Source organism: Haloactinospora alba, assembly GCF_006717075.1.
In the GTDB taxonomy this organism is placed as follows: Bacteria; Actinomycetota; Actinomycetes; order Streptosporangiales; family Streptosporangiaceae; genus Haloactinospora; species Haloactinospora alba.
The window spans coordinates 3,636,803-3,656,524 of record NZ_VFQC01000001.1 but is presented as its reverse complement, the minus strand read 5'-3'; the positions used below and the strand labels follow the sequence as shown (position 1 = coordinate 3,656,524).

The 19,722-nt window shown below is 72.3% G+C and carries 18 protein-coding genes; 13 read left to right on the top strand and 5 right to left on the bottom strand.

Annotated elements, in window-relative coordinates:
* Positions 1 to 4: 4 nt before the first annotated feature.
* Positions 5 to 994: a sugar-binding transcriptional regulator gene (locus tag FHX37_RS16535; protein WP_394344505.1), complete on the top strand. Its 990-nt coding sequence runs from the start codon at positions 5 to 7 to the stop codon at positions 992 to 994.
* A 15-nt stretch (positions 995 to 1,009) separates the two neighbouring features.
* On the opposite strand, the gene FHX37_RS16530 is transcribed toward FHX37_RS16535, so the two are convergent.
* The gene (locus FHX37_RS16530; protein ID WP_141924739.1) at positions 1,010 to 1,924 is read right to left on the bottom strand and encodes a MurR/RpiR family transcriptional regulator; all 915 of its coding nucleotides are present in this window, start codon (positions 1,922 to 1,924) and stop codon (positions 1,010 to 1,012) included.
* A 74-nt stretch (positions 1,925 to 1,998) separates the two neighbouring features.
* Here FHX37_RS16530 and FHX37_RS16525 point away from each other — a divergent pair, with 74 nt between their 5' ends.
* From FHX37_RS16525 to FHX37_RS16510, 4 genes are all read left to right on the top strand, one after another.
* A complete protein-coding gene (locus FHX37_RS16525; RefSeq protein WP_141924738.1) occupies positions 1,999 to 3,135 on the top strand; it encodes an NAD(P)/FAD-dependent oxidoreductase in 1,137 nt (378 codons plus the stop codon).
* A gap of 45 nt (positions 3,136 to 3,180) precedes the next feature.
* Positions 3,181 to 4,554, top strand: coding sequence for a sodium/glutamate symporter (locus FHX37_RS16520; RefSeq protein WP_141924737.1), 1,374 nt, complete (start codon positions 3,181 to 3,183; stop codon positions 4,552 to 4,554).
* 237 nt (positions 4,555 to 4,791) lie between these two features.
* Positions 4,792 to 5,130: a hypothetical protein gene (locus FHX37_RS16515; protein ID WP_141924736.1), complete on the top strand. Its 339-nt coding sequence runs from the start codon at positions 4,792 to 4,794 to the stop codon at positions 5,128 to 5,130.
* A gap of 198 nt (positions 5,131 to 5,328) precedes the next feature.
* Positions 5,329 to 6,123: an SDR family oxidoreductase gene (locus FHX37_RS16510; protein WP_141924735.1), complete on the top strand. Its 795-nt coding sequence runs from the start codon at positions 5,329 to 5,331 to the stop codon at positions 6,121 to 6,123.
* A 63-nt stretch (positions 6,124 to 6,186) separates the two neighbouring features.
* Here FHX37_RS16510 and FHX37_RS16505 read toward each other — a convergent pair whose 3' ends face one another.
* The gene (locus FHX37_RS16505; RefSeq protein ID WP_141924734.1) at positions 6,187 to 7,074 is read right to left on the bottom strand and encodes a LysR family transcriptional regulator; all 888 of its coding nucleotides are present in this window, start codon (positions 7,072 to 7,074) and stop codon (positions 6,187 to 6,189) included.
* A gap of 84 nt (positions 7,075 to 7,158) precedes the next feature.
* Between FHX37_RS16505 and FHX37_RS16500 the strand changes: the two genes are divergently transcribed.
* The 6 genes from FHX37_RS16500 to FHX37_RS16480 all read left to right on the top strand — a co-directional run bounded on the left by FHX37_RS16500 (position 7,159) and on the right by FHX37_RS16480 (position 14,461).
* Positions 7,159 to 8,001, top strand: coding sequence for a PhzF family phenazine biosynthesis isomerase (locus FHX37_RS16500; RefSeq protein ID WP_141924733.1), 843 nt, complete (start codon positions 7,159 to 7,161; stop codon positions 7,999 to 8,001).
* A 117-nt stretch (positions 8,002 to 8,118) separates the two neighbouring features.
* Positions 8,119 to 8,508: a VOC family protein gene (locus FHX37_RS16495; protein WP_141924732.1), complete on the top strand. Its 390-nt coding sequence runs from the start codon at positions 8,119 to 8,121 to the stop codon at positions 8,506 to 8,508.
* Positions 8,509 to 8,780: 272 nt separating this feature from the next.
* Positions 8,781 to 8,966: an effector-associated constant component EACC1 gene (locus FHX37_RS24130; RefSeq protein ID WP_394344517.1), complete on the top strand. Its 186-nt coding sequence runs from the start codon at positions 8,781 to 8,783 to the stop codon at positions 8,964 to 8,966.
* A gap of 591 nt (positions 8,967 to 9,557) precedes the next feature.
* On the top strand, positions 9,558 to 11,384 hold the full coding sequence (locus tag FHX37_RS16490; RefSeq protein WP_141924731.1) for a glycoside hydrolase family 3 protein: 1,827 nt from the start codon (positions 9,558 to 9,560) through the stop codon (positions 11,382 to 11,384).
* Positions 11,385 to 11,391: 7 nt separating this feature from the next.
* Entirely contained in the window at positions 11,392 to 12,672 is a 1,281-nt protein-coding gene (locus FHX37_RS16485) for an exo-beta-N-acetylmuramidase NamZ family protein (protein ID WP_211351853.1), read from the top strand.
* 43 nt (positions 12,673 to 12,715) lie between these two features.
* Positions 12,716 to 14,461, top strand: coding sequence for a serine hydrolase domain-containing protein (locus tag FHX37_RS16480; protein ID WP_141924730.1), 1,746 nt, complete (start codon positions 12,716 to 12,718; stop codon positions 14,459 to 14,461).
* 139 nt (positions 14,462 to 14,600) lie between these two features.
* Here FHX37_RS16480 and FHX37_RS16475 read toward each other — a convergent pair whose 3' ends face one another.
* A complete protein-coding gene (locus tag FHX37_RS16475; RefSeq protein WP_141924729.1) occupies positions 14,601 to 15,476 on the bottom strand; it encodes a helix-turn-helix domain-containing GNAT family N-acetyltransferase in 876 nt (291 codons plus the stop codon).
* A 93-nt stretch (positions 15,477 to 15,569) separates the two neighbouring features.
* Here FHX37_RS16475 and FHX37_RS16470 point away from each other — a divergent pair, with 93 nt between their 5' ends.
* Positions 15,570 to 16,913, top strand: a complete 1,344-nt coding sequence (locus FHX37_RS16470) for an FAD-dependent oxidoreductase (protein ID WP_141924728.1) — start codon at positions 15,570 to 15,572, stop codon at positions 16,911 to 16,913.
* 118 nt (positions 16,914 to 17,031) lie between these two features.
* Here the strand turns inward: FHX37_RS16470 and FHX37_RS16465 are convergent, their stop codons facing one another.
* Positions 17,032 to 17,220: a PspC domain-containing protein gene (locus FHX37_RS16465; protein WP_141924727.1), complete on the bottom strand. Its 189-nt coding sequence runs from the start codon at positions 17,218 to 17,220 to the stop codon at positions 17,032 to 17,034.
* A 149-nt stretch (positions 17,221 to 17,369) separates the two neighbouring features.
* Entirely contained in the window at positions 17,370 to 18,272 is a 903-nt protein-coding gene (locus tag FHX37_RS16460; protein WP_170181609.1) for a LysR family transcriptional regulator, read from the bottom strand.
* A gap of 184 nt (positions 18,273 to 18,456) precedes the next feature.
* Here FHX37_RS16460 and FHX37_RS16455 point away from each other — a divergent pair, with 184 nt between their 5' ends.
* Positions 18,457 to 19,689 carry an MFS transporter gene (locus FHX37_RS16455; RefSeq protein WP_141924726.1) on the top strand — a complete coding sequence of 411 codons (1,233 nt, stop codon included), beginning with the start codon at positions 18,457 to 18,459 and terminating at the stop codon, positions 19,687 to 19,689.
* Positions 19,690 to 19,722 lie beyond the last annotated feature (33 nt).

Here is a 19,722-nt window from a genome sequence, read left to right as displayed (position 1 = left end):
ACATATGAGCGATCCGCGTGGTGAGGTGCAGGACGGGACGGGTGCGACCGGCGGCCCCGCCGGGCTGGTCCGGCTCGCGGCCATCGCCCGCAGGTTCTACCTGGACGGGCGGTCCAAGGTGGAGATCGCCGACGAGTTCGGCATGAGCCGCTTCAAGGTCGCCCGTGCTCTCGAGGCGGCGCGGAGCAACGGGATCGTGCACATCGACATCCGACTGCCCGCCCACCTGGACGCCGAGCTCTCCGACCGGCTGTGCGAGGCCTACGGGCTGAACCGCGCGATCGTGGTACCGGCGTCCGCGGACACCGAGCAGACCCGCGCCGACCTGGGCGCGGCCGCGGCACGGCTGCTGGGTGAGATCGTCCGACCGGACGAGGTGCTGGGCCTGGCCTGGAGCCGGACCCTGCAGATCATGGGGACCCAGCTCGCCGGTCTGCCGCGGTGCACCGTGGTCCAGCTCAACGGCGTGCTGTCCGAGCACGCCGAGGAGGGCGGCTCCGTGGAGACCGTGCGCCGCGCCGCGGCCCTGTCCGGCGGACCCGCCTACCCGATCTACGCTCCCCTGATCCTGCCGGACTCCGCCACGGCCGCCACCCTGCACGCCGACCCGGGGCTGTCGGCCGCCTTCGCGCTGTACGACCGGCTGACCACGGCGGTGGTCGCCATCGGCGGCTGGGACGAGCGCAACTCCACCGTCTACCAGGCCCTGGACGCCGACGCGCGGTCCCGCTACACGGCCGAGGGCGTGCGCGCGGAGATCTCCGCCCAACTGTTCGACGCCCACGGCCGGCAGGTGCACACCGACCTGGACTCCCGCGTCATCAGCGTCCGCGCCGAGCAGCTGCGCCGCGCCGGCGAGGTCGTCGCCGTGGCCGGAGCCGGGGACGTGGCCAAGGCCCACGCCATCGGCTCGGCCCTGCGCAGCGGTCTGGCCTCCACACTCGTCACCGACAGCGCCGTGGCCGAGGTGCTGCTGGCGGGCCGGGGCGAGTAACCCGGTGAACCCGCCCTAACCCTGGTGGTCCGGTGGGGAGGTCCGGTCCTCCACCACCGGGGTGTCGATGCCGTCCCCGGCGATGTCGTGGCGCAGCTGGTTGAGGCGCTGCCGCGCGGTGACCGATCCGCTGCGGTCCCGGGCGGCGAGCTCCAGCGTCAGCGCGTGCGCGAGGAGGAGCCCGGCGAGGTTCTCGCTGGCGGCCCCGGTGGTGGAGGGGGGAGTGGTGAGGAGCGCCCGCACCCGGTCGCGGAGCAGTGGCGCCAGTGCCTCGGTCACAACCACCACGGGAGCCCCGACCCCGTCGGCGTGGTCGAGGACGACCTCCGTCTCGCGGAACATGCGCAGCGGGGCGAAGACGACGACGGTGTCGCCTCCGTCCAGGTCGAGCAGGTCGTCGGCGAGCCGGAAACCGGTGGAGCTCACGGCGGTGGCGCTCTTGCCGATCCGGACGAGTTCCAGCGCGAGGTGCTGGGCGGTCAGCCCCGCCGGGCCGATGCCGTAGCACCACACCCGGCCGGTGGTGTCCAGGGTCTCCACGGCGGTGTGCCAGGCGCCGTCGTCGAGCGCGGCCGGTACCTCCCCCGTGAGGCCGGCGCTGTCGCGGACCACGTGCTGCAGCACACCGCCGTTCTCGATCTGTTCCAGCCGCTGGTCCAGCACCAGCGCCGGGTCGCGGCGCAGGGTGATCATCTCCAGCAGGGCCTGTTTGAGCTCCCGGAGCCCGCCGTACCCCAGGGACCGGGCCGTGCGCACCACGGTCGCGTCGCTGGCCCCGGTCATCCGGGCCAGCTCCGCGGCCGACGCCGTCACCGCGTCGGCCGGGTTGTTGAGCATGAAGTCCGTGATGTCGCGCTCCCGGGGAGACAGCCGCTCCGTGGCCTCGGCTACCCGGGAGCGGAAACCACCCTCCGAGGAAGAAGTGTTCATTTCTTTATTGACCAATCAATGTAGTAGACACTACGTTCAAGGGTGAATCAGGTCGCACTACAGGAGCCAACCAGATGAGAGAACGCGTGGTAATCGTCGGCGGCGGCATCCACGGATGCGCGACCGCCTGGTACCTGGCGCGGCAGGGGGCGGACGTCCACCTCCTCGAGGCCGCCACGGTCGCCAGCGGGGCCTCGGGCGGTTTCGGGAAGCGCGGGGTGCGGGCCAACCGGCGCGACCTCCGGGAGATCCCGCTCATGCGGGCCGCCTACGACATCTGGCCGCGTCTGGCCGAGGAGCTCGGTACCCCGACCGGCTACGAACGCACCGGTGGGCTCAACCTCATCGAACGGGAGACCACGGGGACCACGGGAGGCACCGTCGCGGCGGAGGCGCACGCCAACGTCCAACGGAACCTCGGAATCCCCACCGAGGTCCTCGACACGGGCCGGGTACGCGAACTCGAACCGGACGTGAGCGCCGACGTCCGGGCCGCCCTGTACTGCCCCATGGACGGGATCGCCGACCACACGGCGACGACCCGGGGCCTGGCCGAGGCGGCCCGCCGCCACGGCGCCACCGTGCGCGAGGGCACCGCCGTGGTGGACGCGCACCGGGACGGGGACCGGGTGACGTCGGTCGTCACCGACAGCGGCGAGACCGTCGACGTCGGCGGGACACTGCTGCTGCTCAACAACACCGGCGCCGTCCCCCTCGTGCGGGAGATCTCGGGCGCCGAGCTGCCCGTCTGGCGGGTCCTGCCCCAGGCCCTCCTCCTCAACCCCGGAAGCGAGGGGGGATCACCCCGGCACCTCCTCGGGCACGACCACCGTCCCCTGGCGCTCAAACGCCTCCCGGACGGCCGAGTGATGCTCAGCGGCGGTTGGCGCGGCCGGTGGAACGCCGAACAGGGGCGCGGCGAACTCCTCCAGGACAGTGTGGAGGGCAACCTCGGCACCGCCGCCCAGGTGTTCCGCCACCTGCGGGACGCGCGCCTGGAGACCGCCGACGCGAGCCGCGCCGAGTCGTGCAGCGCCGACGGGATACCGGTCGTCGACACCGTCCCCGGCACGAGCAACGTCATCGTCGGAACCGGCTGGTCGGGGCACGGCTTCGCCATCGCCCCCGCCGTCGCCAAGCTCCTCGCGCAGTGGGTGTGCACCGGTTCCCGCCCCGACCACCTGCTTCCGTTCTCCTACGCCCGTTTTTGACCCTCCCGGCCCGACCGGTAGACATCCCCCGTCGTAAGGAGCGCCATGTTTCCCACCGGAGAGGTCAGCGACGACGCTGTCACCACGCTTCTGTTCTCCGTGGCCGCACTCGGGGCCCTCCTCCTGGCCGGCGTGCTCCTGCGCCTCGGCCTCGGTTTCCTGCGGCGCCTGTTCCTGCCCGCCGCGCTGATCGGAGGTGTCCTGGGGGCGGTGCTGGGCCCCCACGGCCTGGGACTCTTCCCGCAGGGCATGGTCGACACGTGGGCCACCTTCCCCGGAACCCTCATCACCGTGGTGTTCGCGCCGATGCTCCTGGGGGTGCGGCTGCCACGCGTGCGGGAAACGTACCAGCTCGTCGCCCCGCAGCTGCTGTTCGGCTACATGGGCGACCTGCTGCTGATCGGTGTTCCGCTGCTCCTCGGCGGGATACTGCTCACCCCCTTCCTGGGCGCCGACCCCATGTTCGGCACGATCATCGAGGTGAGCTGGCCCGGCGGTCACGGAACCGCGGGAGGGATGGGCGCCGTCTACGGTGACCTCGGCTGGAACGGCGGGGGAGACCTGGCGCTCGCCTCGGCCACGTTCGCCCTGGTGTTCGGGATCGTCGTGGGGATGGTCCTGATCAACTGGGGAGCGCGCCGCGGACACCTCACCCAGCTCGGCGGCGGTTCCCCGGAGGGGCAGCGGAGCTCCGACATCGTTCCCGGGGACGACCGGGCCAGTTCGGGAAGCGTGACGCTGAACAAGGACCTCGTCGACAACCTGGCCTTCCACGGCGCCCTCATCGCCGTCGCCATACTCTTCGGCTGGGTCCTCCAGCACCTGCTGGAGCTCCTCGTACCCGGAATGCCGCTCTTCCCGCTGGCCATGATCGGCGGGGGAGCCGTGCAGGCCGTGATCTCCCGGACTCGTCTCGGCGACGCGGTCGACCCGCGCACCCTGCGGACGATCCAGGGGTGGGCACTGGACGTGCTGGTGGTGGCGGCCGTGGCCTCCATCGCCGTCCCGGTCATCCTCGACAACGCCCTCCCGCTGGTGATCCTGCTGCTCGCCTCGGCGCTGGTGACGGTCGGGTTCTTCGCCTGGGCGGGACCGCGGGTCTTCCGCACCGCCTGGTTCGAGCAGGCGATCGTCAACTTCGGGACCCTGGCCGCCGTGGCCTCGGTCGGCCTGATGCTGCTGCGGGCGGTCGACCCGGAGCTGAGAACGGTCGCGGGTCGGGCCTACGCCCTGCGGGCGCCGTTCTTCAGCCCCATCCTGGGCGGCGGGTTGGTGACCGCCCTGCTTCCCGCGCTCGCCTCCACCTACGGTCCCGTGGCCGTGGGAGGCGTCGCCGTGGCGGGAGTCGCCGTGCTCTACGTCCTGGCGAGGGTGCTGCGCCTGTGGACCGCACCCGAACCGGAACGCCAACCCGCCTGACCGGGGCTGGAGCCCCGGCCGGGCTGCCGGCGGCGGTCCGCGCCCCGGTCCCGACCGCGCCTTCCGGGGGTTTCACGCGGCGAAGCGGCGGGCAGCGGGCCGGGGCGTCCCGTTGTCCTCCGGTAGCCGCGTGCGCTCCCGGAACCGGGATGTGCCCGGGAGGCGGGCGCCGACGGGTTCGGCGGGCCTCCCGGGATACCTGTCCGGTGCCGAGCAGGGAAGGAGCGGTCCGAGACGGTGGTCAACGAGCACAGGCAAGCAGCCCCACCCCAGCAGCACTCCGCCCGCCCCGCGCTCGCCGCCTCGCGGGAGGAGGAGCGCGGGGCGCGGATGAGCGCCGCGGAGCAGCACAAGAGCGTGAAGGAACTGGCGTCGGCGCTGGCGCGCGACCTCGGGCACGCGAGCGTGACCACGGTGGCCGCCCGCGACGAGCGGGAACGCGGGCTGGTGCACGACGCGGTCCTCATCGCGGGAATGCGGCTCGACCAGCCCGTGGCGGGGCGCCAGCTCCCGGACGGGGGCGTGCTGGTCTGGGTGGAGGACGACGACACGGTCCCGCGAGCCACGCGCGCGTGACGGGCCGACGGCGCCGCGGCGCGGGTCGTCGCTGGTGGCGCCGCGGTCCCCGTATGTCCGGTCCCCCGTGCTTGTTGGGTCGTACACGCATGGGTTACTGTCGCGTAGCCGAGTGCTGGGGCGGAAACCAGCACCCCACGTGTCAGCACGCCCCGGACCCACGCCCGTGCGGGGCCCTCCGCCGGACTGGAGCCTGGTATGACCCGCACCGCGCTCGTCACGGGAGCGTCGTCCGGTATCGGCGCGGCCGTGGCCGCGGACCTCGTCGCACGCGGCTACCGCGTGTTCGGCACCACCCGTGACCCCTCCGCGGTCACGGACCCACTGGAGGGTGTGGAGTACCTTCCCCTCGACCTCACCGACAACGCCGGTATCGACGCGTGCGCCGCTGCCGCCGGAGACGTCGACGTCCTGGTGAACAACGCGGGCGAGAGCCAGAACGGCCCGTTCGAGGAACTCCCCGCCGAGGCGCTCCAGCGGCTGTTCCAGCTCAACGTCCTCGGGCAGGTGCGGCTCACCCAACTGCTCCTGCCCGGCATGCGCGCCCGCGGCCGCGGGCGGGTGGTCATGGTCGGCTCGATGCTGGCCAGCTTCCCGCTGGCGCACCGCTCCTCCTACGTCGCCTCCAAGGCCGCCCTCAAGGGTTTCGCGTACTCCCTCCGCGAGGAGGCCGCCCCCTACGGCGTCGGGGTGTCCACGGTCGAACCGGGGGCGATCAACACCGGCATCAGCGAGCGCCGGGTCCAGTACGTGTCCGAGGACTCGCCGTTCGCGGACGAGTACCGGACCATGGTGGAGGCGTTGAACGCCAACGAGAAACGGGGCGTCTCCGCGGATGCCGTCGCCGCGACCATCGCCAGGGCGATCGAGGCGCCGCGTCCGAGACCGCTGTACGCGGTGGGCAGCAACGCCCCGCTGGTGTTCGCGCTGCGACGGCTGCTCCCGCGCTCGGCCGTGCACCGCATGGTGGCGCGCCGGCACGGCCTGCGGTGAACGCCTCCCATCTCCCGGCAGCCGGAAACCCCACCGCGCGCGGTGCGGGGGAGCGGACGGCTCTCACCACGAGGCGGCGGCCTCGGTGATGGCCTCCACCACCGTCGTCACCGCCGGCGAGGGCCACCGCCGACGGTTGGTCACCAGGTACAGCGGAACGTCGGGCAGGGCCGGTCCCGTCACCCGGCACAGGGACCCCTCGGCCAGGTGGGCGGCCACCGCGACGCGGGGCAGCACCGACAGGCCGAGTCCGGCCTCGACGCAGGAGCGCGCCGCCTCGATGCTGCCGAAACGGGCGATGCGGGGGCGAGCGGGGGAAGCGGCCAGTAGCTCGCGCGCCACCCGGTCGGTGTAGGAGCACCCCTCCTCGAGGAGGAAGTGGGAGTGGTCGGCCAGGTCCCGCCACGTGTGGTGGCCGGTCGCTGCGGGGTGGCCCGGCGCCGCGACGAGCTCCACCGGTTCGCGGCCGAGCGGTCGGAGGGTGTGGTCGGTGGCGGGAGCCTCCTCGAGCACGAGCGCGGCGTCCAGGCCGGCGTCCGCCCGCGACACCCCCGCCAACGCGGCGGACGTGCCGGCCGGGGAGAGGTGCACGTGGACGTCCGGGTGCCGCTGGGACAGCGCCGCGACCACACCCGGCAACCGGTAGGCGCAGGTCGACTCGGTGGCGCCGACGGTCACCTCTCCGGCGACAGCGCCGTCCTGACGGGCCGCGTCGAAAAGCCTGCGCTGGGAGTCCAGCAGCTCACGGGCGTGGGCCACCACCTCCCGGCCCGCGTCGGTCAGCCGGGTGCCGCGCGGCAACCGGTCGAACAGGCGCAGGTCCAGTTCCCGTTCCAACGTCCGGATCTGGTCGGAGACGGTGGACTGGACGACCCGCAGCTCGGCGGCCGCCTCGGTGAAGCTCCCGGTGCGCGCCAGCACCAGGAACGTGCGCAACAGTCGGGTTTCCACCGTTCCACGGTATCGGCTGTTCCGATAGTGGTCATCGACACTGATCGTTGGACGCGATACCGAGGTTCGGGCAGAGTTGTCGCCATGACCGACGTTCTTCGCTACGCCGCCTTCACCACCGACCCCGCGGGCGGAAACCCGGCCGGTGTCGTCCTCGACGCCAGTGGGCTCGACGACGCCCGTATGCAGCGGATCGCGGCCGAGGTCGGCTACTCCGAGACCGCCTTCCTCACCCCGGTCGCCCCGGACGAACGGCGCTACCGGCTGCGTTACTTCAGTCCGCTGGCCGAGGTCGCGTTCTGCGGCCACGCCACACTGGCGACCGCGGTCGCCCTGGCCGAACGCGACGGGACCGGCGAGGTGGCCTTCGAGACCCCGGCGGGCCCGGTTCCGGTGCGTACCGAGAACCCCCGCGCTGTCGTCGCCCGCCTCACCAGCGTTCCCACCCGCTCCCGTCCGGCGTCCGAGGAGGAGGTCCGGCGGGCGCTGCACGCGCTGCGGTGGCCCGCCGAGGACCTCGACCCCGCCTGGCCTCCCCACGTGGCCTTCGCCGGGAACGACCACCTCGTGCTGGCGGCCGGGAGCCGTGCTCGCCTGGCCGACCTCGACTACGACTTCGCGGAGCTGGACGGCCTGATGCGGGAGCACGGCTGGACCACGCTCCAACTGTTCTGGCAGGAGGACGAGCATACCGTGCACGCCCGCGCCCCGTTCCCGGTCGGCGGGGTCGTCGAGGACCCGGCGACCGGCGCCGCGGCGGCCGCTTTCGGCGGATACCTTCGTGCCCTGGGGAAGGTCTCCCGACCCCGGCGGGTCACGCTCGTGCAGGGCGAGGACATGGGCAGGCGCAGCGAACTCACCGTGGAGGTCCGCCCCGACGCGCCGGAAGTGACCGTGAGCGGCGCGGCCGCCCGCATCACCGGATAGGGCCACCGGGAGAGAGGCCACCGCCCTTCCGGGGAGGCGGGCGCGCGCCCTGTTCTCTGTTCTGTCGTCGCCCCCCGGTACGGTCACCACACCTGTGAACCGTTCGAGGAGGCCGGGATGAACCGTCTGGGGGCGGTGGTCGTGGAAGCCCGCGACCCGCGCGCGTTGGCGCGTTTCTACGCGAACCTGCTGGACCTGCCGATCACCAGCGCCGAGGACGACTGGGTGGACGTCGGCCACACCGGGGCCACCCGGCTGAGCTTCCAGCTCGCTCCGGAGCACCAGCCGCCCGCGTGGCCGGATCCCGCCTCGCCGATGCAGTTCCACCTGGACATCGACGTGGACGACATCGACGCGGCCGAGGCGACGGCACTGGAGCTGGGCGCCACGCGGCTGCCTTGGCCCCCGGAATGGGATGATCCCGCACCGGAGTCCGGTGAGCGCACCGACGGTTTCCGGGTCTACGCCGACCCGGCGGGCCACCCGTTCTGCCTGTGCCGCGCGTAGCCCCGCGAGGCTCCGGTACCGGCGGGCGGGCCGCGAGCGTGGCACGGCGCGGTCCGCCCGGCCCCTTCGCGCACGTGCGGACACTGGGATGGCAGCGGCGGCCGCTCACATTCCGCCCCCGTGCGGGACGCGGAATTCCGAGAAAAAGGAACGGTTCGGGAGATAGGCACGCGGGAAACCGCGTTGTAGCGTTCCCCCATGAGTAGTGAGAACGGTTCGTCCCAGGCTGACGATGACCCGAAACCCGTTCCTCCCTTCCCTCAGCAGTCCCCATACGCCCCATCCCAACCGAGCGCCTCACCGGCGATGCCTCAGGGGGTGCCGGGGGGGGGGGGGGCGTAACGGAAACCCTCGTCACAGCCGCCGCCGCCGCGGGAGGGCCGACCGCTCTCGCCGGCGCTTTCATCGCGTGGATACGCAACCGCCGATCCGACATGAGACTGAAGATCACGCGGTAGGACGGAACCGTCTACGAACTCGACGCGAAGAGAATCCGTGATCCCGAATCCCTCGTTTCCCGACTGCAACAGGAGCTGGACAGGGCCGCCAATGTCGAGGTTGTTCCAAACCAGGAGGATTCCGAACACGATTCCTGGTCGGGAGCGTCCAGCGGTGTTCCCGCACCGCCGTACGATTCCGCTTTCCAACCGGGTCTCTCCCCCGAGGTGTTTCACGAGCGTCCGCCGCGACGGCGCTGGCGTCCGCGCTGGTGGCCGTGGTGACTCCGCGGCGGACCCGCGCAGCGAAACGCCGCTTTTCCACAGCGCGTTCCCACCGCATGGCGTACGGCTACACGGTGTGTTCCCGTTGTAGTGTTCCGCAGTGACGGAAGGGTGCTGCCGGGCAGGGGCACCTCCCGAGCGCCCCACCGCGCCGTACGGCGCGGAGTGCAGTGCAGAACGCGACCGTGACCCCGTTGACCCCGAGTGGAAAGCTGCGTACCTTCCGGAACCGCGGAGTCGTCCGGTGTGTGGCCGCCAGGCCGCACCCGGGCGGTATCCGGGAACCCCGCCCACCGGCTCCCCATCCCCCGAGCCCGAGGAGACAGCATGGGCCGTCCCCGTTTCGTCCGCCCGCTCGCCACGGCAGCCGTCAGCGCGCTCACCGTCACCCTCGTCGGGGCGGTCAGCCCGACGAGCGCAGCCGCACCCGCACCCCCACCCGCCCCCTCGGCCAATGAGACCGCGATCCAACAGTGGGCACAGCGCACGACGCGCGGCATGTCGCTGGAGGAGAAGGTCGGCCAGCTGTTCGTCACCTACGCCTACGGCCGCACCGCCGACACCGCCCACCCCGCCAACCGGGAGGAGTTCGGCGTGGACACCCCGGCGGAGGTGGTGGAGAAGTACCACCTCGGCGGCATGATCCACTTCGGGTGGACCGACAGCCTCCACGAACCGCAACAGATCGCACAGCACTCCAACGGCATCCAGCGCGCCGCGATGAACTCCGGTGCGGAGATCCCGCTGGTCATCGCCACGGACCAGGAACAGGGGGCGGTCACCCGGATCGGTGAACCCGCCACCCAGCTGCCCGGCAGCATGGCGCTCGGCGCCGGGCGTTCCACACAGGACGGGAAACGCGCCGCCGAGATCACCGGAGCCGAGCTCCGGGCGATGGGGATCAACCAGAACTTCGCACCCAGCGGCGACGTCAACGTCGACCCGCAGAACCCGGTGATCGGGGTGCGTTCGTTCTCCTCCGACCCCGGCCTGGCCGCGCGGTTCACCGGCGCCCAGGTCTCCGGGTTCCAGGACGCCCGCGACCTCGACCGGAGCGTGTCCGCGGCGGTGAAGCACTTCCCCGGCCACGGCGACACCAACCAGGACAGCCACGAGTCCCTCCCGGTCATCGACCACACTCGGGAGCAGTGGGAGGAGATCGACGCGCCGCCGTTCCGGGAGGCCATCGCGCAGGGCACCGACACGGTGATGAGCGCGCACATCGTGATGCCCGAACTGGACGACTCCGGCGAACCCGCGACGCTGTCGCCGACGGTGTTGGACGGGATGCTGCGCGAGGAGCTCGGTTTCGACGGCGTCGTCGTCACCGACTCGCTGCGGATGGAGGGCGTGCGCGCCAAACACCCCGACGCCGAGATCCCGGTGCTCGCGCTGGAGGCCGGCGCCGACCAGATGCTCATGCCCCCGGACCTGCAGCTCGCGATCGACTCCGTCATGAACGCGGTCCGCGAGGGGCGGCTCACCGAGGAGCGGATCGACACCAGTGTCGAACGGGTCCTGACGATGAAGGCGCAGCGCGGCATCATCCGCGACCCGCTGGTCGACACCGAGGCGGTCGGCGACAGGGTCGGCACCGACGAGCACCGCTCGGACGCGCAACGGATCACCGACGGCACCGTGAACGTGCTGCGCAACGACGCCGGCCTGCTCCCACTGAGGGAGGAACCGGGCGACATGCTGGTGACCGGCGCGGGAGACTCCGCAACCCGGACGCTGGCCGAGAGGATCGGTGAGCGCGGGCCGCGGACCACGGCACTGCCCACCGGCTCCGCGCCGGACCAGGAGCGCATCGACCGGGCGGTCGCGGCGGCGGGGGACCACGATGTCGCGGTGGTACTGACCAACGCCGCGTGGACCGACGGCAACGCCGCCCAGAACGACCTCGTCCGCGCGCTGAACGAGTCGGACACCCCGGTGGTCGCCGTTCCGGTGCGCGACCCCTACGACGCCGCCCACGTTCCCGAGGTGGAGACCTGGGTCGCCACCTACTCGGACAAGAAGGTGTCGATGGAGTCACTGGCGAGGGTGCTCCTCGGCGAGGTCTCGCCGCGGGGGAAGCTCCCCGTTCCGGTGCCGGACCCGCAGAACCCCGATGAGGTGGCCTACCCGTTCGGCCACGGTGTGAGCTGGTGAGGCGGCCATGGCTGGAGTGGGACGCAGAATGTTCCTGGGCGGTGCCGCGAGCGCCGCTGCCGCGGCCGGTGTAGGAGTCGCGGGTGGCCTCGCCCCCGCCCCGGCCGCGGCCAAGGGCGGAAGGTCGACGCGCAGCGGCGCCGACGTGCTCGCCGCCGAGGACTGGAAGCGACTGTCCGGGGACCGGCTCGGGATCGTCACGAACCCCACGGGCGTGATCTCGGAGGGCGAGCACGCCCTGAACCACATCGTCGACGCCATGCACGCCTCGGGCGCGGTGGACGTCGCCGCGGTGTTCGGCCCCGAACACGGTTTCCGGGGCACGGCCCAGGCCGGCGGCTCGGAGGGCGACTACACGGACCCGCGTACGGGGATCCCGGTGTACGACGCCTACGGGGTGGACGCGGACGAACTCGCCGCCATGTTCCGCGACGCGGACGTGGAGCGGGTGGTGTTCGACATCGCCGACGTGGGCGCCCGGTTCTACACCTACATCTGGACCATGTGGACCGCGATGCGCGCGGCCGCGAAGGCCGGGCTCGGCATGGTGGTACTCGACCGGCCCAACCCCATCGGTGACACGGTCGACGGTCCGCTGCTGGACCCGGAGTTCGCCTCCGGGGTCGGGAAGCTTCCCATCGTCCAACAGCACGGCATGACCGCCGGTGAGCTGGCACTGATGTTCGACGCGGAGCACCTACCCGAGCACGAGGAGCGGCTGGAACAGCTCGACGTGGTCGGGGTGCGCGGCTGGCGCCGGGAGCGGACGTTCGACGAGACGGGGCTGCCGTGGGTGGTGCCGAGCCCGAACATGCCCACCCCCGACACGGCCGCCCTCTACCCGGGAACCGCGCTCTTCGAGGGAACGCTGCTGTCGGAGGGGCGGGGAACGACGCGGCCGTTCGAGATCATCGGCGCCCCCGACATCGACTGGCGGTGGGCCGAGGAGATCAACGCCGCCGACCTTCCCGGCGTGCGCGCGCGGGAGGCGTACTTCGTGCCCACGTTCTCCAAACACGCCGGTGAGACGTGCGGCGGCGTCCAGCTGCTGTCCCGGGGAGCGGCGAAACCGATCACCACGGCGGTGACGATGCTGGTGACGGCGCGCCGGCTGTACCCCGAGGTGTTCGGGTGGCGGGAGGACATGATGATCGACAAGCTGTCCGGATCCGACCGGTTGCGCACCATGATCGACGCTGGGGCGGGAACCGGCGAGGTGGTCGGTGCCTGGGAGGACGAGGTCTCCCGGTTCTGCCGGGACCGGCGGCCGTACCTGCTCTACAACTGAACGCCGCCCCGCGCGGGGCACGACAGCACCCGGGGAGGTCGCGATGCGCACGACGGTTGTGGCTGGTGCGCTGCTGCTCGCGGCGGCGGTGTCCGGCAGCCCGGCCGCCGCCTCCGCCAGCGGCACCGGGGGACGTTTCGACCGGCCCCAGGACGGGTTCGCTCCCCAGGACACGGTGCTGCGCGCGGGTGGCCCCACCGAGGCGGGTCTGGCCCCCGAGCCGATCGCGGCGGCCGTGCAGGACACCACCGCCGGTACCGAACCGGCCGCTGGGCGCGAACACCCGATGTACGCGGGCGCGGTGAGCCTGCTCGCCCACGACGGGGTCGTGGTCAGCCACGAGGCCACCGGCCACGAACTGCGCTACGCCGACGGTTCCGGAACCGAACTTCCCCCGCACCAGCGGGAACCGGCGGGTCCGGACACCATCTTCGACGTCGCCTCGGTCACGAAACTGTTCACCTCGATCGCCGTGCTGCAGCTCGTCGAGGACGGCGAGATCGAGCTGGACGCCCCCGTGGCCGCCTACGTTCCGGAGTTCGCCGCCGGCGGCAAGAGGACGATCACGGTGGAGCAGCTACTCACCCACACCTCGGGTCTGCCGGCCGAGGTGAAACTGTGGGACCTGCCGCCGGAGCAGCGGATCCCGGAGGTGCTGCGGCTGGAGCCGGAGAACCCGCCGGGCACGACCTACACCTACTCCGACCCGAACATGATCACCCTGGGTGTGCTGGTGGAGCGGGTGTCCGGTTCGGCGCTCGACGAGGTCGTGGCCGAACGCATCACCCAGCCACTCGGGTTGGAGGACACCGGTTTCACCCCGCCGAGGCACACGTGGGACCGGATCGCGGCGACCGAGTTCCAGCGGGACCCGCCGCGGGGCATGGTGCGGGGCGAGGTGCACGACGAGAACGCGTGGTCGCTGGGCGGGGTCGCCGGCCACGCGGGGGTCTTCAGCACGGCCCGCGAGCTCGCGGTGCTCGGGCAGGCGCTGCTCAACGGCGGGACCTACGACGGGCGGCGCATCCTGGAGCCGGACACGGTCGCGACGATGCTCGAGGACTACAACCGGGACTTCCCCGGACACGCGCACGGCCTCGGGTTCGAACTCGACCAGCGCTGGTACATGGGCGGGCTGAGCGCGCCGCGCACCGCCGGGCACACCGGCTACACGGGGACGTCGCTGGTGCTGGACCCCGCCTCCCGGTCGGTCGCGGTGCTGCTGACGAACCGGGTCCACCCGTCGCGCTCGTGGGGGTCGAACAACCCGGCCCGGGTGGCGCTGGCCCAGGGTTTGGCCGAGTCGCTGGCGGTGCCGCCGCGCAACGGCCACCACTCGTGGTACGCCGGACCCCGCGGCGCGGCGGTCCTGTCCACCAGGGAGCTCGGACGCGCCGAGGGGAGGGTGGAGGTGTCGTTCGACGCGTTCGTCGACACGCAGAACGACAGCGACGGCACGGATCCGCTGTCGGTGGAGGCCAGTACCGACGGTGGTGGGACCTGGCGGCCGCTGTCCCTGTCCGCGGCCGGCGACGGAGCCCCGGACCAGCCGCGGGAGTCGCTCGCCGGCGCCGGTCACCGCGCCTGGTGGCGGGTCGAGGGTTCGTTCCGCGTGGAGGACGCTTCCCCACTGCGGCTGCGGTGGCGCTACGCTCCCGACGGGGCGTACGTGGGGCGCGGTGTGCACGTGGACACGATCCACGTGTCCGACGGGAACGGCGAACTCCTCGACGCCGAGCGCCACCCCGGACGCCTCGTAGGCGACGGCTGGGTCCCCACGAGCCGCTGACGCCGGTTCGGGAACCCGACACGTCCCTCACGCTCCCGAGCCAGCTCCGGGACAGCCACCGGGGCCGGCACCGAACCGGCACGCGCCGTGGCCCTGTCGTGGCAAACCATCGGCCGGGACCCCGGAACGTCCCGGCCGTTCACGTGGTGGGCTCGGCGGTGTCCTGGCAGGTGTCGTCGTCGCGCCGGCGTTCGAGTAGGACGGTGTCGCGCCACCGCCCGTGGTGCCGGGCGATGCGTTCGCGGACGCCGAGGGTGCGGAAACCCGCCGTGTGGTGCAGGGCCAGGCTCGCCTTGTTCTCGGGGAAGATCGCGGTCTGCAGGGTCCACAGCCCCCGCTTGTCGGCCTGGGTGACCTGCGTGTGGATCAGGGCCTTGCCGACGCCGCGGCCACGGGCGTTCTCGCCGACGTAGACCGACGTCTCGGCCACCCCGGAGTAGACCTCCCTGGCCGAGACGGGTGAGGCGGCGGCCCATCCCACCACCTCGCCGCCGATCTCGGCCACCCAGCGGTGGTTGGGCAGCCAGCGCGCGTCGAGCGCGGCCGCGTCGGGCACCTCGGTCTCGAAGGTGGCGTGTCCCGTGGCGATCCCCTCGGCGTAGATCCGGAGCACGTCCTCGGTGTCGCCGGGTTCCATGGCGCGCACCGAGACGTCCTCGGGCAGGTCGGTGGGGCAGCAGGGGCGGGTGGCGAGTACGCCCATGACCGCGTCGGCGGCGTGGGGAAGCCCGGTGCAGCAGGCGGGATTGACGGCCACGCGGGTGGAGGTGCCCTCCTTGGTCAGGGTGACGAAACCGGTGTCGGCCAGGGTGCGCAGGTGGTGGGAGACCGTGGGTTGGCTGATGTCCAGCGCGTCGGCGAGCTCACCGACGCCGCTGGAGCCCGGACGCGAGGCGACCGCGTGTATCAGGCGCACGCGCGTGGGGTCGGCCAGGCAGGCGAACCAGGCGGCGTAGGTCGCCGCGTCGGAGGGGGCCAGCGCCGGGGCGGGATGGTCGGGCGTGTGTGTGGTCATGCTCCCATTATCGATCGCGCTCGATGTTGTCTTCCATAGACCGTGATCAATGGAGTAATCTTTCATCGATATTGGTCTATGAAAGGATGCGGTATGAACGAGGGGAACCCGGTCGTGGTGGTCGGCGCCGGTCCGGTGGGGCTGGCGGCGGCGGCCGAGCTGCGGGAGCGGGGCGTGGCCACCGTGGTGCTGGAGAAGGCGGGTTCGGCCGGCGCCTCCGTACGGGAGTGGGGCCACGTGCGGTTGTTCTCCCCCTGGCGCGATCTCGTCGCCCCGTCCGCCGCGCGGCTGCTCGCCGCCTCCGGCTGGCGCTGCCCCGACGAGGACACCCACCCCACCGGCGCGGAGTGGAGGCGGGAGTACCTGGAACCGTTGGCAGCGGCGCTCGGGGGCACCGTCCGTTTCGACGCCGAGGTCACCGGAGTGAGCCGGCTCGGACGCGACCGGGTGGTGGACGCCGACCGCGGAGAGCGACCGTTCACCGTCCGGGTGCGCCTTCCCGGCGGGGACGAGGAGCGGATCGTCGCCCGCGCGGTGGTCGACGCCTCGGGCACGTGGCACTCGCCCAACCCGGCGGGCGCGGACGGCCTGCCCGCCCTGGGTGAGGAGGCCGCGCGCGAGCACATCACCTACCGGATTCCCGACCTCGCCGACCCCGCCACCCGCGGCCGCCACGCCGGACGTGCCAACGCCGTGGTCGGCCGGGGGCACTCGGCGCTGACAACCCTGCTGGCGCTGGACGAGCTGGCCCGGCGGGTACCGGAAACCCGCGTGGTGTGGGTGCTGCGGCGGGACGGGATCGGTGACGCCTTCGGCGGTGGGGAGGCCGACCAGCTCGCGGCGCGCGGCGCCCTGGGCACACGCGCGAGGGCGGCGGTGGAGGCCGGCCGGATCGCGGTGGTGACGGGGTTCGCCACCGCACGGATCCGCACCGAGGAGGGGCGGATGCGACTGGTCGACGAGGGCGGCCGGGAACTCGACCCGGTCGACGAGGCCGTGGTGCTGACCGGCTACCGTCCGGAACTCTCGTGGCTCTCGGAGGTGCGGCTCGAGCTGGACGCCAGCCTGCAGGCGCCGAGCGCGCTCGCCCCGCTCATCGACCCCAACGTGCACTCCTGCGGCACGGTCTACCCGCACGGTGCCGCGGAGCTCGCTCACCCCGAACCCGACCTCTACCTGGCGGGGATGAAGTCCTACGGCCGTGCCCCCACGTTCCTGGCCCTGACCGGTTACGAACAGGTGCGCAGCATCGCCGCCCGGCTGGCGGGCGACCACGCCTCAGCGCGGCGGGTGGAGCTGACGCTTCCCGAGACCGGGGTCTGCGCAGGGCCGGGGACCGCCGAGGAGCCCCAGTCCGCTGAGGCGGCCGGTGACTGCTGCGGCGGCGCGGCCGAGCAGCTCGAACCAGCGGCCCCCTCGTCGGCGGGGTCGGGATGACAATCCCGGCGGCGGACGGGTAGGGGCCGCCGTGGCGGTGCGCGCCGCGGGCGGTGCCCGTGGGTCCGCCCCTCGCGGGAGGGCAACGCTCGGCGCACCCTCCGGCCGTTTCCCCGCCTCACCTCTCGTTGGGGATCAGGATCCACAGGGCGATGTAGATGACGAACTGGGGACCGGGGAGGACGCACGACACGACGAACAGCAGCCGCACCAGGAACGGCGACAGCCCGAACCGGCGTGCCAGCCCTCCGCACACCCCGGCGATGATCCTGCTGTTGCGGGTGCGCACGAGACCGTTCGGTGCCATGGCGGTTACCAGCCCCTTCTGTCGGGTTCGGCGGTGTACCGGTGGTGGGATGCCCGCCCGGTGCGCCGCCCACTATGCCCGCCACGGCCACCGTGTGCGAGCACCCACGCCGGGGGAACCCGCATCCGGGGCGGTTGGGACCGGCGGTGTCAGAACGTCACCGGTCCGGAGCGGGAGTCGAGGAAGGCGCGGGTGGCCGAGGCGAACGCCCTGACGCGGGCGTTCTCGTTCGAGGTGCGCCACACCGGTCCGAACTCCAGCGGCGGGGCGTCGGTGAACGGGACGTAGGCGACGTCGGGACGGGCGTAGTACTGGCACGAGGCGGCGCCCACCGGTCGGACACCCCGCCCCGCCCCCACGAGGGCGAGCGTCTCCTGGAACGTGGTGGTCTCCGTTCGGTGGACCGCGCGCCCGCTGGGCGTGTGCGGGGGGATGAGGTGGTCCACCCAGTAGTCGGGCGCGCCCGTGACGCTCAGCACCGTCGTCCCCGCCAGGTCCTCCGTGGTGACGGACGCGCGCTGTGCCAGGAGGTGTCCGGCGGGAACCGCGAGCGCGGGGGACTCGCGGATGACGACCGGCCCCGTGGTCAGGTCGTCCTCCCGCACGGGGAACTGGGTGAGCAGGATGTCGACCTCGTCCGAGCGCAGCGGCCACAGCAGGTTCCCGAGCTGCTTCTCCCGGATCCGCACCTCGCACCCGGGGTGGCAGCAGCGGAGGCGGTCCACGACGTCGAGCAGGACGCGTCCGGCGGTCGCACCGACGAACCCCACGTCCAGCGTTCCCGTCGTCCCCCGCGCGGCCGCGGTGGCCCGCTCGACCTCCTCGCGTATGCGCCGGTGGGCGGGCTCCACACCGGTGCGCAACTGCTCACCGAGCGGGGTCAGCCGCACCGACCGGCTGGTCCGCTCGAACAGCGGCGCGCCGATGCAGCGTTCCAGTTTCTTGATGGTCTGGCTCACCCGGCCGGGAGTGAGGTGCAGGCGTTCGGCGGTACGCCTGAAGTGGAGCTCCTCGGCCAGGGTGAGGAACGCCGCCAGTTCCTGCTGGTCCACGTGCCTGTCCCATCGTTTATTCGCACTAAGCAACCATTCTTTATGTCGTTATTGTTTCATTCTGTCCTATCTATGACAGTGGGTGCGTCAACGAGTTTGCCGTGAACACGGAGAACCGAGCGGTTCCGGATTCCCGTTCGTGTTCGCGCAGCGCAACGGATTTGTTCCGAGAAAGGACGCACCATTGCCCCTCGCGTTGTTGGCGCTGGCCGTCGGCGCATTCGGTATCGGACTCACGGAGTTCGTGATCGTGGGACTGATGTCCGGGATTTCCCACGACCTGGAGGTATCCATCCCTACGGCGGGCCTGCTGGTCTCCGGCTACGCGGCCGGTGTCGTGGTCGGGGCGCCGTTGCTGACCGCGGCGGGAACGAAGGCGCCCCGCAAGACGATGCTGCTCACCCTGATGGGGATCTTCGTCGCCGGTAACCTGATCTCCGCGCTGGCCCCCAGCTACGGGCTCCTGATGGCCGGACGGGTGGTGGCCTCGCTCACCCACGGCGCGTTCTTCGGTGTCGGCTCCGTGGTGGCGGCCGGCCTCGTCCCCGAGGAGAAGCGGGCCAGGGCGGTGGCGCTGATGTTCGCCGGTCTGACCCTGGCCAACGTGCTGGGCGTTCCCATGGGAACGGCGCTGGGCCAACAGCTGGGGTGGCGTTCCACCTTCTGGGCGGTGACCGTGATCGGCCTTCTCGCCCTGGCCCTGATCGCCGCGCTCGTTCCCCACCAGCCCGCGGATCCCTCCGCGACCCTGCGCGGTGAACTGAAGGCGTTCCGCAACGTCCAGGTGTGGCTGGCGCTGCTGGTCACCGCGCTGGGCTTCGCCGCCTTCTTCGGCATCGTCACCTACGTCGAACCGATGATGACCACGGTGGCCGGGTTCCCCACCGGGGCCGTGCCGTGGCTGCTGGTGCTGTTCGGCAGCGGCCTGGTGGTGGGCAACTACGTCGGGGGCAAGGCAGCCGACCGCAGACTGATGCCCACGCTCTACACGGTCCTGGCCGGCATGGCCGTGCTGCTGGTGGTGTTCGCCCACACCCTCCACTCCCCGGTACCGGCCCCCGTGACCCTGTTCGTCTTCGGCGCGGTCGGTTTCGCCATCACTCCCACCATCCAGACGCGGGTGATGGACGAGGCCGTCCAGGCGCCGGCGCTGGCCTCGGCGGTGAACATCGCCGCGTTCAACCTCGGCAACGCCGTGACAGCGTGGGTCAACGGCGCCGCCATCGACAGCGGCGCGGGCTACACCGCCCCGGCCTGGATCGGCGCTGTGTTCGCCGGCGCCGGGCTCGCCGCCGCCCTGCTCTCGGGAGGGTTGGACCGGCGCCGGCGGAAGGCGGTCCGCGTTCGTCCGGAGGCCGCCACCGGAGCGGAGGTCGGCACCGGTGCCGACCCGGCACCGGTGCTGGAGCGCTGCTGATCCCGGGGGAACTCCGGGGCGGGCTTGGGGTGC

What these genes read in the sequence shown, in the direction of transcription:
- FHX37_RS16475 (WP_141924729.1), bottom strand. Translation starts at nt 15,476, where the DNA reads ATGACCACACACACGCCCGACCATCCCGCCCCGGCGCTGGCCCCCTCC.
- FHX37_RS16535 (WP_394344505.1), top strand. Translation starts at nt 5, where the DNA reads ATGAGCGATCCGCGTGGTGAGGTGCAGGACGGGACGGGTGCGACCGGC.
- FHX37_RS16525 (WP_141924738.1), top strand. Translation starts at nt 1,999, where the DNA reads ATGAGAGAACGCGTGGTAATCGTCGGCGGCGGCATCCACGGATGCGCG.
- FHX37_RS16485 (WP_211351853.1), top strand. Translation starts at nt 11,392, where the DNA reads ATGGCTGGAGTGGGACGCAGAATGTTCCTGGGCGGTGCCGCGAGCGCC.
- FHX37_RS16510 (WP_141924735.1), top strand. Translation starts at nt 5,329, where the DNA reads ATGACCCGCACCGCGCTCGTCACGGGAGCGTCGTCCGGTATCGGCGCG.
- FHX37_RS16490 (WP_141924731.1), top strand. Translation starts at nt 9,558, where the DNA reads ATGGGCCGTCCCCGTTTCGTCCGCCCGCTCGCCACGGCAGCCGTCAGC.
- FHX37_RS16520 (WP_141924737.1), top strand. Translation starts at nt 3,181, where the DNA reads ATGTTTCCCACCGGAGAGGTCAGCGACGACGCTGTCACCACGCTTCTG.
- FHX37_RS16500 (WP_141924733.1), top strand. Translation starts at nt 7,159, where the DNA reads ATGACCGACGTTCTTCGCTACGCCGCCTTCACCACCGACCCCGCGGGC.
- FHX37_RS16480 (WP_141924730.1), top strand. Translation starts at nt 12,716, where the DNA reads ATGCGCACGACGGTTGTGGCTGGTGCGCTGCTGCTCGCGGCGGCGGTG.
- FHX37_RS16465 (WP_141924727.1), bottom strand. Translation starts at nt 17,220, where the DNA reads ATGGCACCGAACGGTCTCGTGCGCACCCGCAACAGCAGGATCATCGCC.
- FHX37_RS16495 (WP_141924732.1), top strand. Translation starts at nt 8,119, where the DNA reads ATGAACCGTCTGGGGGCGGTGGTCGTGGAAGCCCGCGACCCGCGCGCG.
- FHX37_RS16470 (WP_141924728.1), top strand. Translation starts at nt 15,570, where the DNA reads ATGAACGAGGGGAACCCGGTCGTGGTGGTCGGCGCCGGTCCGGTGGGG.
- FHX37_RS16530 (WP_141924739.1), bottom strand. Translation starts at nt 1,924, where the DNA reads ATGAACACTTCTTCCTCGGAGGGTGGTTTCCGCTCCCGGGTAGCCGAG.